Here is a 13871-nt window from a genome sequence, read left to right as displayed (position 1 = left end):
GCGCGCGGGATGCGAAGGGTGAGATCGCCGGCAGGACCCGTCGGACCAGACGATGCAACCGCCAGCCGCGCCGGATGCAAGTCGGGCCTGCGATCAGGCGCCGGAAAACACGGTGGAGCGCCTGACAGGGCAAGCAAAACGTTCGACGCTTGCCTTCAGCGCCGTCGCACGACGTTTCTCGCCATGCTTTAATCCCGAAAAATCGCTGCACCGCGGCGTATCGGGGGAGCAATGCCTGGAATGGACCTTCGCGTTTCTGACGCGTCCCTGTCGGACGCACATACGCCCGGGTGGCTGTCCCGCGAGGCGATCGTCGCGAAGCCCGGCTTCAACCGGTGGCTGGTCCCGCCGGCGGCCCTCGCCATCCATCTCTGCATCGGAATGTCCTACGGTCTGTCCGTGTTCTGGCTGCCCTTGTCCAGGGCGCTGAGCGTCGGCCAGCCCGCGCCGGCGGCCTGCCCGGACATGAGCCTCGCCACGGCCCTGTTCACCACCACCTGCGACTGGCGCGTCAGCGACCTCGTCATCGTCTTCTCCATCGGCATCGTCATGCTCGGCCTCTCGGCGGCCGTGTTCGGCGGCTGGCTGGAGCGGGCCGGCCCGCGCAAGGCCGGCCTTGTGGCGGCGCTCTGCTGGGGCGGCGGGTTCCTGATCGGCGCACTCGGCGTCTACGGGCATCAGCTCTGGCTGATCTGGCTCGGCATGGGGCTGATCGGCGGCATCGGCCTCGGGCTCGGCTACATCTCCCCGGTCTCGACCCTGGTGAAGTGGTTCCCCGACCGCCGCGGCATGGCCACCGGCATGGCCATCATGGGCTTCGGCGGCGGCGCCATGATCGGCTCGCCGCTCGCCACCCTGTTGATCAACACCTTCAAGACCCCCGATTCCACCGGCGTCTGGCAGACCCTCGCGGTGATGGGCGGGCTCTACAGCGTGGCGATGCTCTGCGGCGCCTTCGGCTACCGCGTGCCCCCGGCCGGCTGGCAGCCGGACGGCTGGACCGCGCCGGCGGCCAAGAGCGCGATGATCACCTCGGGCCATGTCCACCTCGACCGGGCCCACAAGACCCCGCAGTTCTGGCTGCTCTGGGCGGTTCTCTGCCTCAACGTCTCGGCGGGGATCGGCGTGCTCGCCCTCGCATCGCCGATGCTGCAGGAGATCTTCGGCGGCGCCCTGATCGGTCAGCCGGGTGTCGGCTTCGGACAGCTCGATGCCGGCCAGAAGACCCAGATCGCAGCGGTGGCGGCCGGGTTCGTCGGCCTCCTGTCGCTGTTCAACATCCTCGGACGCTTCTTCTGGGCCTCCATGTCCGACAAGATCGGCCGCAAGGTGACCTACGCCACCTTCTTTGCCCTCGGATGCCTGCTCTATGCCGGCGCGCCCTGGGAGGCGTCGATCGGCTCGAAGGCGCTGTTCGTGACCTTCTTCTGCGTGATCCTGTCGATGTACGGCGGCGGCTTCGCCACGATCCCGGCCTACCTCGCCGACATCTTCGGCACGCAGTTCGTCGGCGCCATCCACGGGCGGATCCTGACCGCCTGGTCGACCGCCGGCGTCGTCGGCCCCTTCGTGGTGACGGCGATCCGGCAGGCGCAGGTCGATGCCGGCATCCAGGGTGCGGCACTCTACACCCGCACGATGTATATCCTGGCGGCCTTCCTCGCGGCCGGCTTCGTCGCCAACCTCCTGGTCCGGCCGCTCGCGGCACGCTGGTTCATGAGCGACGCCGAACTGACTGCCAGCGCGAAGGGCGGAAGCGCCACGGCGCTGGGCCGCACCGGCGATGCCGGCATCGGCCGGGGCGGCGTCACGCCCCTCGCGATCCTCGCCTGGGTCGCCGTCGGCCTTCCGATCGCCTGGGGGATCTGGAGCACCGTCTCGAAGGTAATGATCCTGTTCGGCTGAGGGCCGCCGCGGCCCTCCCGGACGAAACGCCGACGCGCCCGGCCGGGTCGACCGGTCGGGCTTTCAGGCGATCAGGCGAAGCCCGGGACGCTCCGGCTCCGGCGCCGGCCAGGTCCGGATCGCCTGTACCGCGCTGGCCAGGGGCGCGGGGCGCCCGAAATGATACCCCTGCCCGAAGGCGCAGCCCATGCCGGCGAGAAGATCGGCCTCCGCGGCCTGCTCGATGCCCTCGGCCACCACGGACACGGCCAGATCGTCGGCCAGCCGGAGGATCGTCTGGACGATGCCCCGGCTGGTCTGATCGGCCAGGAGGGTGCGCACGAAGGCACGGTCGATCTTCAGGGTCGTCACCGGCAGGGTGCTGAGATAGCTCAGCGAGGAATACCCCGTTCCGAAATCGTCGATCGCGATCCCGAGGCCGGCGTTGCGGCACTGCATGAGGGTGGCGGCGGCGCGCTCGGGATTGTCCATCAGCATGCTCTCCGTGACCTCGATCTTGAGGCTGGAGGGCGCGATCTGGGTCCGGGCCAGGAAGTCGGCGATCATCTCGGGGAACGAGGCGCCGGCGAGGTCGCGGCCCGAGACGTTGACGGTCATGAAGAGGGGACCATCCAGCGCGTCGGGATTGGCCTGGGCGGCGAGGATGAGTTCGGGGAAGACCCGCCCGACTTCCGCGAAGGCATGCGCGGTCAGGTCGATGATGAGACCGGACGCCTCGGCGGCGGGGATGAATTCGATGGGCGGCACCAGGCCCCGGGTCGGGTGGCGCCAGCGCATCAGGGCTTCGAACCCGGCCAGCCGCCGCGACGACAGCCGCACGATGGGCTGGAAGAACAGTTCGAACTCGCCGTTGCGCAGGCCGGCGCGGATCTCGCGCTCCAGCGAAAGGGCACCGAGGGCGGCCGCGAAGGTCTCGGACGGGGGTGTATCGGCGCCGAGGACCGGCGGCGGCGCAGTGCCCTTCATCTGCTCGAGGATGGCCACCGTCTGCCGGTAGCGCGCCAGCACCACGCCCAGGCACATCCGCAGGATCGGATCGGTCTGAGCGATGCGGTGGGAGAGTTGCTCCTCCGTGATGACGACGAGTTCGCTGTCCTCCAGGGCCCGCACCGCGGCGGAGCGCGGCTGGTGATCGAGGATCGCCATTTCCCCGACGATCTCGCCGGGCCCGCGATGCGCCAGGATGAGGTCCCCCTCCGGACGCTCGAGCACGATCTCCAGCCGGCCGCTGACGATGAGGTAGGCGGCATCGCCTACGTCGCCGGCCGAGAACAGGCGCGCACCCGCCGGCAGGTGATGATGGTCCAGGGTCGTCGCTTGGGAACTCGGCACGGAACGTTCCAGGCTGGGCACAGTGATGGCCCGGGCCGAAGCGTGGCGGGGCCCGGTTAAGGGCTGGCGAACGACAACCGCTTTCTTTCGCGGGCCGAGTCCTATCCTTAACGAGATCTCAGCACGCCGGCGCGAGACTGATCGCGAAGACGCCCCGCGCGGAGCCCAGCCCCGATGTTCCTGTTACGACGCCTGGTCCCGGTGGGCGTGGGCCTTGGCCTGGTGCTCACCCTGCTGGCCGTGCGAACCGCCGTTCCAGAGCCGTTCGAGCGCCTGCGGCAGGCGGCCTTCGACAGCTTCCAGCGGATCAACCCCCGCCAGACCGACGGCGCCGCGGTCCGGGTTGTCGATATCGACGAGGAGAGCCTGAAGCGGCACGGCCAGTGGCCGTGGCCCCGTCACGTGGTGGCGGACCTCGTCGCGGCCCTGCAGGACCTCGACGCCGGCGTCGTCGCCCTCGACATGGTCTTCGCCGAGCCCGACCGCACCTCGCCCGCGCTCCTCGTTCCGGACTGGACGCGACGCTTCGGCTTCCGCGCGGTGGAATCCGCGACGCCCCTGCCGGACCACGATGCCACCCTGGCGGCGGTGTTCGCGCGGGGCCGCGTCGTCGCGGGCTTCGCGCTGACGCGGAACGCGCAAGGCGCCCCCGTGACGCGCAGTGCCGGCTTCGCGACGATCGACGGCGATCCCGCCGGGACGGTCCCGAACTTCGAGGGCACGGTCCTGAACCTGCCCGTGCTCGACGCGGCCGCCGCCGGTCACGGCAACTTCGCCATCGCGGCCGGCAGCGACGAAATCATCCGGCGCCTGCCGCTCCTCGCAACAATCGGGGACCGCCTGGTGCCCTCGCTCGCCCTCGACGCCCTGCGGGTGCTGCAGGACGAGGAGAGCTACACGGTACGGGCGGAGCGCGACGGCGGGACGCTGACCGGCTACACGATCCGCGTCGGAGCGGTCGACCTCTCCGTCGATCGCTCCGGCGCTCTGGCCCTGCACTACCCGACGGCCCGCTCGACGCCGACGATCCCGGCCTGGCGGCTGCTGGATCCCGAACAGCGTCCCGGCCTGCGCGCGGAGATCCAGGGCCGTGCGATCTTCCTCGGGACCAGCGCGGTCGGGTTGTCGGATCTGCGTCCGACGCCGATGACCCCGTTCGAGCCCGGCGTGAACCTGCACGCCATGGCCCTCGATCAGGCGGTCAACGGACAGGCGCTCAGTCGTCCGGCCTGGGCCCTCGGTGCGGAGATCGTGGCGGCACTGCTGCTCGGCCTCGCCGCCGCCCTGGCCTGCGGCTTCGTGCGGCTGCGCAGCGCCGGGCTCGCCATGGCCTTCCTGGCGCCCGTGCCGACCTTCGCCACCCTGGCGCTGTTCGCCCGGGGCGGCCTCCTCCTCGACCCGACCCTGCCGACCTTCGGCCTCCTCGTCGCCCATGCGGGCGGGAGCCTCGCCCGCTACGCCGGCTCGGAGCGCTCGGCCCAGCGCCTGCGCGCCGCGTTCACGCACTACCTGTCGCCGGATCTGGTGGCGGTGCTGGCCAGCGATCCCGGTCGGCTGAAGCTCGGCGGCGAGAGCCGCGAGATGACGTTCCTCTTCACCGACCTCGAAGGCTTCACGGCGATGACCGAGGCCTCGGGTGCCGAGGCCCTGGTCAACCTACTGAACGCCTATCTGGACGGCATGTGCTCCATCGCGATGGCCCATGGCGGCACCGTCGACAAGATCGTCGGCGACGCCGTGCACGTCATGTTCAACGCGCCCCTCGACCAGCCCGACCACGCCGAGCGGGCGGTGGCCTGCGCCCTCGCCCTTGACGGCTTCGCGGAAGCGTTTCGGCAGCGGCAGCGGGCCAAGGGCGTGCCGTTCGGCGCCACCCGCATCGGCATCAACACCGGACGCGCTGTGGTCGGCAATTTCGGCGGGACGCGCCGCTTCGACTACACGGCGCACGGGGACGCGATCAACACGGCGGCGCGGCTCGAATCCGCCAACAAGGCCCTCGGCACCCGCATCTGCATCGCCCGAACCACCTGCGACCAGGTGTCCGGCGTCAGCTTCCGGCCGATCGGCACGCTGATGCTGAAGGGCAAATCTGTGGGCGTCGAGGTGTTCGAGCCGACGGGACAGGCCAGCGACGCGCTGGACGCCTATCGCGAGGCCTTCGGACGGCTGGTCTCGGGGGAGGCCGGCGCGGCCGAGGCGCTGCTGCGCCTGCACGCGGCGAACCCGGACGACCCGATCCTGGCACTCCATGCCCGCCGCATCCGGGCGGGCGAGCGTTCCGTCAGCATGGCGGCCTGAGGCGGAGCCGCCGGGACGATCTCAGGCGAGGACGAGAAGCACCACCAGGGCGATGTTCGTGAGCTGGTGCAGGAACTGGTCGAAGCCCATCAGCCACCAGAAACGCGGGTCGGTCATGGGCCAGCGGGTGCGGTGGGCGACCAGGGTCTTGGCCCGGTCGATCAGCCCGTGGACCACGAAGTCGACGAGCGCGAGCCACCACAGGCCGGGCTTGTAGAGCAGGGCGATCGCCAGGGTGCCGAGGGCATGCGTCCCGGCATGGACGGCCAGCGGCGCCGCCCAGCCCGCGACCCGCTCCTTGCCGCGGGCCATCCAGTCGGTCTGGACCACGAAGTCGATCAGGTAGTGCTTGGCCGCCATTGCAACCATGAGAGCCGCCAGGGTCGACAGGGGAACGGGCGTGTCGAGGGCCTGCACCAGGGCGGTCTCCAGAAGGTCGGGCGGCGCGGGACCGCGGTCCCGCCCGGGCGTTGCGGGGTCACCCGGGTGCGGTGGCGGCGGACGCTAGCGGAACGGCGCGCGGAAGCCCACCGGTCCGACCTCCGCTCGCGAGTCTGTCAGCGGCCGAGCGTCGGGACGAAGCGCGCCTGGTCGCTGATCGTGACCGTCGCCACGGCCCGCTTGGTGCGATCCTCCGGCCAGGGTGCCGCCGCCTCGGGGGCCCGGCCCTTGTAGACCATCGTGCCCTGGCCCTTGCGCATGAGGACGCTGCCGCGCTTCGTCCGCAGCATCACCTCGCCGTCGAGCACGAGCACGCCGAAGCCCCCGTCGATGGCGCCGCCCCAGACCGTCGTCCCGCGCACCCCGAGGGTGCCGACCGCGGTCTTGATCGCGACGTTGCCGCCGGTCGGACCCTCGATCTTGCCGCCAACGAAGAGGAAGGCGCCGCGCGCCACCGAGAGGGCAAGCTTCCCGCCCTGGGCGCCGGGCTTGTAGACGAACTCGTCCACGGTGATCTTGCCGCTCTCGCCGAGGGTCAGGACGGTGTCGTCGGCGAGCTTGGCCTCCAGGCGCGACTCGACGCCGGTGCGGATCATGTCCTTGAAGAACACCGGCCCCTGGGGAGCCATGTCGCGGGCCTGGCCGGACTGGGAGGCGACGGCCTGGCGGTCGACCTTGACGACCACGCCGACCTGCTGGGGCGCGGCGACGGCCGGCGCGACGCCGACGAGGAAGAGGGTAGCGAAGGCGCCGACGGTTTTCAGGGTCACGGTCATCGTCCACGTGGCAGGGCGGGAGAGCAGGCACGTGGACGGGGACGCGAACGTCCGCTCAGGTTGAACGACGGCAAGGCACCGGTACACGTGCCCGGGTTCTACGCCTGCGGTCTTAAGGCATCGCTAAATAGCCTGGATCGCCGGGCCGGGCCGGCGCCTCTTCTTGCCGGAACTCGCCTAGACCGTCGACGACACACGAGAAACGGCCCGGTTGCTGCGTTTCTCGGCGACGTTGTGCACAGGAATCGGGTTGTTGCCCACCCCCGCCGATCGCGGCGCCGAGGACGGACCGGTTCAGGCGGGCGGCACCTGCGCGACGCGAATGTTGTTGGTGGTGCCGGCCACCGCGAAGGGGATGCCGGCGGTGATCACCACGCGGGCGTGGGGCAGCGCGAAACCCTCCTCCACCGCGTGAGCCAGGGCGTTGGCCACCATCGCCTCGTAGGAATCGACCTCGTCGGCCCGCAGGCTGTGCGCCCCCCAGAGCAGGCACAGGCGGCGCGAGGTCGCGAGATCCGGCGTCAGGGCCAGGATCGGCACCTGCGGCCGGCGCCGGGCGATCCGGGCCGCGGTGGTGCCGCTCAAGGTGTAGGCGACGATGGCGGCCGCCCCCACCGCATCGGCGAGGGTCGCGGTGGCGCTGGCGACGGCATGGGGCGGCGTCTCCTCCTCGCCCGGATCGGTGGCGGTGATCAGCGAGCGGTAGAGCTTGTGCGTCTCGGTCCGGTGGATGATGCGCGCCATCATCGCCACGGTCTCGACCGGGAACTGCCCCGTGGCGGATTCGGCCGAGAGCATCACCGCGTCCGCCCCGTCATAGATCGCGGTGGCCACGTCCGAGGCCTCGGCCCGGGTCGGCGTCGGGGCCGAGACCATGGAATCGAGCATCTGGGTGGCGACGATCACCGGCTTGACCGCCAGCCGGCAGGCCCGGATCAGCTCCTTCTGCCGTCCGGGGACGTCCTCGTGCGGGATCTCGACCCCGAGATCGCCCCGCGCCACCATGACGGCGTCGGACAGCCGGATGATGTCGTCGATCCGCTCCAGGGCCTGGGGCTTCTCGACCTTGGTCATCAGCCCGGCCCGGTCGCCGATCAGGGCGCGGGCCTCGATGAGGTCGGCGGGCTTCTGGACGAAGGAGAGCGCGACCCAGTCCACCCCGAGCTCCAGCCCGAAGGCGAGGTCGGCCCGGTCCTTGGCGGTGAGCGGGGAGAGGTCGAGCAGGGTGCCGGGCAGGTTCACACCCTTGCGGTTCGAGAGCGTCCCGCCGGTGATCACCTCGGCGGTGAGGCTGTCGCCGGTCAGGCCAGTGACCCGGACGCGCACCCGTCCGTCGTCGATGAGCAGGTCCTGGCCCGGGGCCACCGCCAGGAAGATCTCCCGATGGGGCAGGGGGATGGCATGCCGGTCGCCCTCGGCGCCCTCGAGCACGAAGCGCAGCGTCTCGCCGGGCGCGACGTCGAGGCGCCCGCCCGCCAGGGTGCCGAGGCGGATCTTGGGTCCCTGCAGGTCCTGCAGGATGCCGATGGGCCGCCCGGTCTCCCGCTCCAGGGTGCGGATCGCCGCGTAGACCCGGGCATGGTCGTCCTGCGTGCCGTGACTGAAATTCAGGCGGAAGGTGTCGACCCCGGTCACGAAGAGCCGGTGCAGCATGTCGGGCGACGACGAGGCGGGCCCGACGGTGGCGACGATCTTGGCGTGGCGGTTGCGGCGCATGAGTTCCCACGGCCGCGCACGGCCGCCTCCCTGGCGTGAAGGCAGAGGATCACGACGGGGTGCACCGTCCGCGCGGTCATCCCGACGGGTGAAGCAAGCGGCGACGATTGCGGCCGGCCGGACGATCCGGCGACCCTCGGAATACGCCGAAACCCTATCGCAGGTTAACGGACGGGTAAACGCCGGACGAAGGTCCCTCGGGCCGGGCCAGCCCACGGGCACCGGTGCCAGGCGCCGAGCACGGCGCGTCCGTCACGCCACCCAGCAGCCCTTCCCACCGCGTCCGCGGCAGCAACGCGACCGGCCTTCGGCAGGCCGGAGCGTACACGAAGAGGTTTTTCTCGCACTACAACTACAATTTCAGGTTGGTCTGTACTCACTATTATTTGATTTCGCGCAGGGTTTCCGTGGCTCTCCTCAAGTGCTGTAGGAGAAAAATAACCTATGATATTTTCTCGACCAGGAGATCCGACCCGGCGATGGATGTCGACAGCCTACAATTCTCGTCGCGGCATTTCCTCCATCTTCTCGAGAGCCGCGGCATCAGCGGCACGTGGGGATGGCGCTTCGCCACCGATCAGCATGTCTGGTCGCCCGGCTTGTTCCGCATCCTCGGGCTCGATCCCCAGACGACCCGGCCGAGCTACGACCTGTTGGTCGGGCTGGTGCATCCGGAGGATCGCGGCCGGATGGCGAGCGGCGCCGGCCTGATCCGGGACGTGTCGCAGGGGAAGCAGACGATTCGCGTGATCCGGCCGGACGGGTCGCACCGCGCCCTGTCGGTGCGCAGCGAGCTCAACCTTGCCCCCGATGGACGTCCCCTGGGGATCGTCGGAAGCGTCCTCGACGTGACCGAACGGGAAAGCCTGAGACGGGCCGTGGCGGCGGAGCAGCGCCGCCGGCGGGCGCTGTTCGACCGCACCCGGACCCTGACCTTCTCCAACGATCCGGACTACGCCTACACCTTCTCGGAGGAGGCCTACGAGTTGACCGGCCTCTCGCCGGACGAGACGGCCGATGACGCGTTCCTGGCGGTGGTGACCGAGGAGCGGGAGCACTGGCGCGCCGTGAGCCTCGCGGCGCATCAGGTCGGGCGTGTCTATACGATGAAGCCCGTCCTCTACATCGCCGGCCGGAAGCGGGAGCGCTCCGAGATCTTCACGGTGCCGATCACCGATGCGAGCGGCCAGGTCGTGGATTGGGGCAACCTCGCGCGGCCCCTCGGAACACGGGGAAGCCCGCCCCTCGGCATGCTTCTGAAGGGTCTCGAACAGGCGATCGGCGGACATCACCTGCGCGCCGCCCGCGCCCTGCTGGACTGGTCGATGTCCGATCTCGCCAGGGCCGCCGGCCTGTCCCTGTCCACCGTGAAGCGCATGGAGGAACACCCGGACGGCACGGCCCAGCGATCGCGGCACAAGGCCGTGGAGACGCTGCGGACCGTCGGGATTCGCTTCTCCGTCCTGGACGGCGGCGTCATCGCCGTCGGGCGTCGCTGAGGGCGACGGTTCCCGCACCGGTCCGGGCCGGCGGGAACCCCCGGGCGAGAACGATCCCGCGGCAGGACGATCCCGCGGCAACACACGCTCACGAAACGGTCGCATCCCGCGGACGCGGTCCCATCGGGGACCGGCGCGCACCGATGGGGCGCCGGCCGTGATCGCATGGGTCGATCGGATCGTCCGAGGCGCGGCGGAGACAGGACCGGATCCGAAGACCCAGCCCCGATCCCCGGGAACAGGCCGCGTCCCGCGCCCGGTCCCGGTCGCGCCGGACCGCTGGACTCAGAGGCTGCCGTCGCCGTGATGACCGTCCTGGAGGCGGATGGCGATGTCGGTTCCGTCTCCGTCGAAATCCTGACGCGCGGCAGTGGGCTGGACCGGCACGGTCGGGATCGGCTTCGCTGCGTTCAGGGATGTGTACTTCGCGGAGAGACGCTGCTGTTTCGCGGCAGCCGTGGCCGGTGCGGCGGCCATCACAGTCAGGGACAGGCCGGCCAAGACGAGCACAGGACTGAAATATTTCATTGTTTCCTCCCGTCGATTCTACGACGCCACGAGGATCGTCCAAACCGAGACGCCGTCATCCCCTAAACTGACTACGATCCATCAATATTCGCACCCAGATGCGACAACATATGCTTGCTATGATTGTTCACTTCATGCTGGCATACAATATCTCACAGTGCGAGATTTGATGGAAACTTAGGATGTTCATCGGTCAGCAGGCCATGACCATGAATTGCATTCGGCCGCGCCGCGCGCGCGTGAGCCGGATCGCCGATCAGGGCAGGCTGGAGAGCCGGGACACCAGCATCACCAGTTCGGCCTGCCGATGGGTGTGCGTCTTGGCGAAGATCGCCCGAAGCTGGGCCCGGACGGTGGCGACGCGGACACCCTGGAGGGCCGCCGCTTCCGCGAGGGTCGCACCCTGCGCCATCAGGGTGGCGAGTTTCGCCTCGGTGCGGGTCAATCCGAAGACCTGTTCCAGGGCGCCGTGGTTGAGGATCGGCGTTGCGTCGAGGTCGATCAGCAGGAGGACGGAGTGCGACCCGTCGACCTCATCGATCGGGAGCGGCACCGCATTCATGATCAGGGGGCGCTGGTCGGGGCGCTCCACCAGGATCCAGTTCTCACTGTCCAGCTGAAAGCGGGCCCGACCCTGATTGAGCAATCGCTTGACGATCCCGCGCCCGAGACCGTCCAGCACATCGACCTCAACCTCGGACCGGCTGAGACAGAACATGGCCTGGAAGATGCGGCGCGCGCTGTCGTTGAGGGCCAGCACATGCCCATGCGTCGAGAGCACGAGCCCGCCGTAACCCATTCGGTCGAAGACCCGCAAGAATGGCATCCCGACAAGCATGGTCGCGACATACCTATCCCGATGCCAGCCCGGCGCAGCGACCGTGTCGGGTTACGTTAGGCAATATTCGCGTGTGGTCAATACGTCCGCAGATCCACGGATACTGATCTATCCTGACAGTCCTAATGGATCGCGGGATCGAAGATGACCAGAACCCTGCGATCTGCAGACGTTTTCGCGAGGGCCGGACAGCTGCACCAGGACACCTGGACGCTCGCGTACAGGACCTAGCGGCAGGGGCAACCGCCGGAACGGTCCGGAGCGGTGCCTGGCGAAGCCCGATTGCCGGTTTGACGACGGATCACGGACCGGCCAATGCTTCGTGCGGGGTGTCTCGGCCAGTCCATGGCCCCGCGTGGTCGGAATCCGGCGCTTGGTTCCGATTGGTGTGGGTCCGCTGCGGCTGGATGGCTACCGGTCCGCTCCCGAGCATCGCAGGCCTTACGCGTGCTCTCGACCGGACCCGGCCGCTCGGACGGCCATTGCCCCAGCCCAAAAGACGTCGACCATCCGGCGACTCGACGCGAGGTGGCCGATGGACAATGGCTCGATGAACAGGAGCGGAGCTTCGGCTGCAAGCGAGACACCGAGCTTGCCGAGTGCAGAACGATGCAGTCCGCTCAGAGCCAGGCTGAACTGCTCTTCGCCTTCAGCAATCTCGGCGACGATGCCTTGCTCAGCGGCGCCTCATGTCACCAGCCCCTCACATAGGCCTGGGCAAAGTCACGGATCATGGCGTTGATCTGATCGGGCACGAGAAGTGTTGAGAAGTGACCTGACCCGATCGTCTGCCCGACCTTGATCTGAGGCTGGACTTCGCGCAAACGGCCGACGTTCGCGCTCGAAGTGTCTGCGCCAATATAGGCGATCGGCACTGTGCAGCGCGCGGCAACCGGCTCTGCATCGTAGTTCAGAATGTGTTCGTCAAAAGCTTGTGTGAGAACACGCTGGTGTGTCCTGCGAAGCGAGCCAAAGAACGCATCTCGGATACTTGGATCTTCTCCCGGTATGTACAAACCTGCAAGGCTCACTTCGATGGCCTTGAGGTAGTCCTCCCCCTTCAGCTGTTCGCTGAATATCTCCATCGCATCCCGGAATGGCGTTGGCAGGCAGACATAGCTGTCGACCATGACCACGGCCGCCGCGATATCCGGGTGACTTGCTCCAAATTCGAGCGCGATCGTCCCACCCATGCTATGTCCAACGACAATCGGCTTTTCAATGTCGAGTTTGAGACAAACCCACGCGAGGTCGTTGGCGAAGTTACTGACGGTGTAGTCTTCGGTTGGAGCATCGCTTTCTCCATGACCACGAAGATCAACCGCGATGGCCCTCCGGGTCTGTCCGAAGAATTCCTGTTGGCGTTTCATGAATGAGCGGTTGCACCCCCATCCGTGTACCAGCAGAACAGGCGGATTCGACCCACTTCCGACTTCGTCATAGACCATCTTCATGCCATTGATGCTGAGTTCCGACATCGTGATCTCCGCCTTTTGCTTAGAGCATGACGCTATGCATGCTGTCTTGCGTATCGATTATGAAGTCGCGTGTTTCGGTTTCATGTGTAACGCTTGAGCTTTCGGAGCTTCGCTCAGCACGCAAGCAGAGCCAGACTGGGCGTGCGGTCCCGCAATCCAAGCGCGACCGTTCCAGAAAGCCGCCGATGCGGTTGGAGCTCGGATCACGCCTTCCCCGGCGAGGGCGCCGCCCGTGTCGTCCGAAGCCGACGGCCCAAGGGGCTCGGGCTGCCGGCCGGTGTGATCAGATCTGGGTCAGTCCGCCGTCGACGAACAATTCCGCCCCGTTGATGAAGCTGGCATCGTCCGAGGCCAGGAACAGCACGGCCTTGGCGATCTCCTCGGGCCGGCCGATCCGGCCGGCCGGGATCTGCGTGGCGAGGAAATCCTTGATGCCCCGCGCCTGATCGCCGCCGCCGAACACATCGTTCAGCCCGTTCGTCTCGGTCGGCCCCGGGCTGACGACGTTCACCCTGATGCGACGATCCTTGAGGTCGAGGATCCAGCTACGCGCCAGGTTGCGCACTGCGGCCTTGCTCGCGCTGTAGACGCTGAACGCGGGCGTTCCCGACGAGCCGGCGTTGGAACCGTTGAGAACGATCGACGCGCCGTCCTTCAGCAGAGGGAGCGCCTTCTGCACGGTGAAGATCGTGCCCTTCACGTTGGTGTCGAACGTCCGCTGGTAATGCGCCTCGGTGATGGCCCCGAGCGGAAGCATGTCGCCGCCACCGGCATTCGCAAACAGGACGTCGATCTGAGCGTGCCGCTGCCGGACGGCTTCGTAGACCCGGTCGATGTCGGCGAGGTCGGACATGTCGGCGCGCAGACCCGTGACCTGGCCGCCGATCTCCGTCACTGCGGCGTCGAGCACATCCTGGCGCCGCCCGGTGACGAACACCGAAGCGCCCTCCTGCGCGAACGCTTTGGCGGCGGCGAGGCCGATGCCGCTGGTGCCGCCTGTCACCACCACCACTTTGTCTTGAAACCTACCGGTCATCGTCGTTCTCCCGAGTCCAGC

The 13871-nt window shown here is 68.5% G+C and carries 11 protein-coding genes; 3 read left to right on the top strand and 8 right to left on the bottom strand.

The window, feature by feature from the left end; all coding sequences use genetic code 11:
• Positions 1 to 240: 240 nt before the first annotated feature.
• On the top strand, positions 241 to 1905 hold the full coding sequence (locus CRT23_RS07175; RefSeq protein ID WP_103709145.1) for an OFA family MFS transporter: 1665 nt from the start codon (positions 241 to 243) through the stop codon (positions 1903 to 1905).
• A 63-nt stretch (positions 1906 to 1968) separates the two neighbouring features.
• On the opposite strand, the gene CRT23_RS07170 is transcribed toward CRT23_RS07175, so the two are convergent.
• Positions 1969 to 3237: an EAL domain-containing protein gene (locus CRT23_RS07170; RefSeq protein WP_146056338.1), complete on the bottom strand. Its 1269-nt coding sequence runs from the start codon at positions 3235 to 3237 to the stop codon at positions 1969 to 1971.
• A gap of 174 nt (positions 3238 to 3411) precedes the next feature.
• Here CRT23_RS07170 and CRT23_RS07165 point away from each other — a divergent pair, with 174 nt between their 5' ends.
• Complete coding sequence (locus tag CRT23_RS07165; RefSeq protein ID WP_103709143.1) at positions 3412 to 5538, top strand: adenylate/guanylate cyclase domain-containing protein; 2127 nt, start codon at positions 3412 to 3414, stop codon at positions 5536 to 5538.
• A gap of 21 nt (positions 5539 to 5559) precedes the next feature.
• On the opposite strand, the gene CRT23_RS07160 is transcribed toward CRT23_RS07165, so the two are convergent.
• The 3 genes from CRT23_RS07160 to pyk all read right to left on the bottom strand — a co-directional run bounded on the left by CRT23_RS07160 (position 5560) and on the right by pyk (position 8471).
• The gene (locus CRT23_RS07160; protein WP_103709142.1) at positions 5560 to 5955 is read right to left on the bottom strand and encodes a DUF3307 domain-containing protein; all 396 of its coding nucleotides are present in this window, start codon (positions 5953 to 5955) and stop codon (positions 5560 to 5562) included.
• Between the two features lie 140 nt (positions 5956 to 6095).
• Positions 6096 to 6749 carry a FecR family protein gene (locus CRT23_RS07155; RefSeq protein ID WP_162242046.1) on the bottom strand — a complete coding sequence of 218 codons (654 nt, stop codon included), beginning with the start codon at positions 6747 to 6749 and terminating at the stop codon, positions 6096 to 6098.
• 300 nt (positions 6750 to 7049) lie between these two features.
• Positions 7050 to 8471, bottom strand: a complete 1422-nt coding sequence (gene pyk / locus CRT23_RS07150) for a pyruvate kinase (protein ID WP_055952506.1) — start codon at positions 8469 to 8471, stop codon at positions 7050 to 7052.
• Between the two features lie 479 nt (positions 8472 to 8950).
• Here pyk and CRT23_RS07145 point away from each other — a divergent pair, with 479 nt between their 5' ends.
• Complete coding sequence (locus CRT23_RS07145) at positions 8951 to 9970, top strand: PAS domain-containing protein (protein WP_103709141.1); 1020 nt, start codon at positions 8951 to 8953, stop codon at positions 9968 to 9970.
• A gap of 285 nt (positions 9971 to 10255) precedes the next feature.
• On the opposite strand, the gene CRT23_RS07140 is transcribed toward CRT23_RS07145, so the two are convergent.
• The 4 genes from CRT23_RS07140 to CRT23_RS07125 form a co-directional block, all read right to left on the bottom strand.
• Complete coding sequence (locus CRT23_RS07140; protein WP_146056337.1) at positions 10256 to 10498, bottom strand: hypothetical protein; 243 nt, start codon at positions 10496 to 10498, stop codon at positions 10256 to 10258.
• Between the two features lie 256 nt (positions 10499 to 10754).
• The gene (locus tag CRT23_RS07135) at positions 10755 to 11324 is read right to left on the bottom strand and encodes a helix-turn-helix transcriptional regulator (protein WP_244477308.1); all 570 of its coding nucleotides are present in this window, start codon (positions 11322 to 11324) and stop codon (positions 10755 to 10757) included.
• 704 nt (positions 11325 to 12028) lie between these two features.
• Complete coding sequence (locus CRT23_RS07130) at positions 12029 to 12814, bottom strand: alpha/beta hydrolase (RefSeq protein ID WP_103709139.1); 786 nt, start codon at positions 12812 to 12814, stop codon at positions 12029 to 12031.
• 283 nt (positions 12815 to 13097) lie between these two features.
• Positions 13098 to 13850: an SDR family oxidoreductase gene (locus tag CRT23_RS07125; protein WP_103709138.1), complete on the bottom strand. Its 753-nt coding sequence runs from the start codon at positions 13848 to 13850 to the stop codon at positions 13098 to 13100.
• Between the last annotated feature and the right edge of the window lie 21 nt (positions 13851 to 13871).

It is taken from the genome of Methylobacterium sp. V23 (genome assembly GCF_002917135.1).
Lineage (GTDB): Bacteria > Pseudomonadota > Alphaproteobacteria > Rhizobiales > Beijerinckiaceae > Methylobacterium.
The sequence above is the reverse complement of the archived record's forward strand: the minus strand, read 5'-3'. Positions and strand labels throughout refer to the sequence as shown.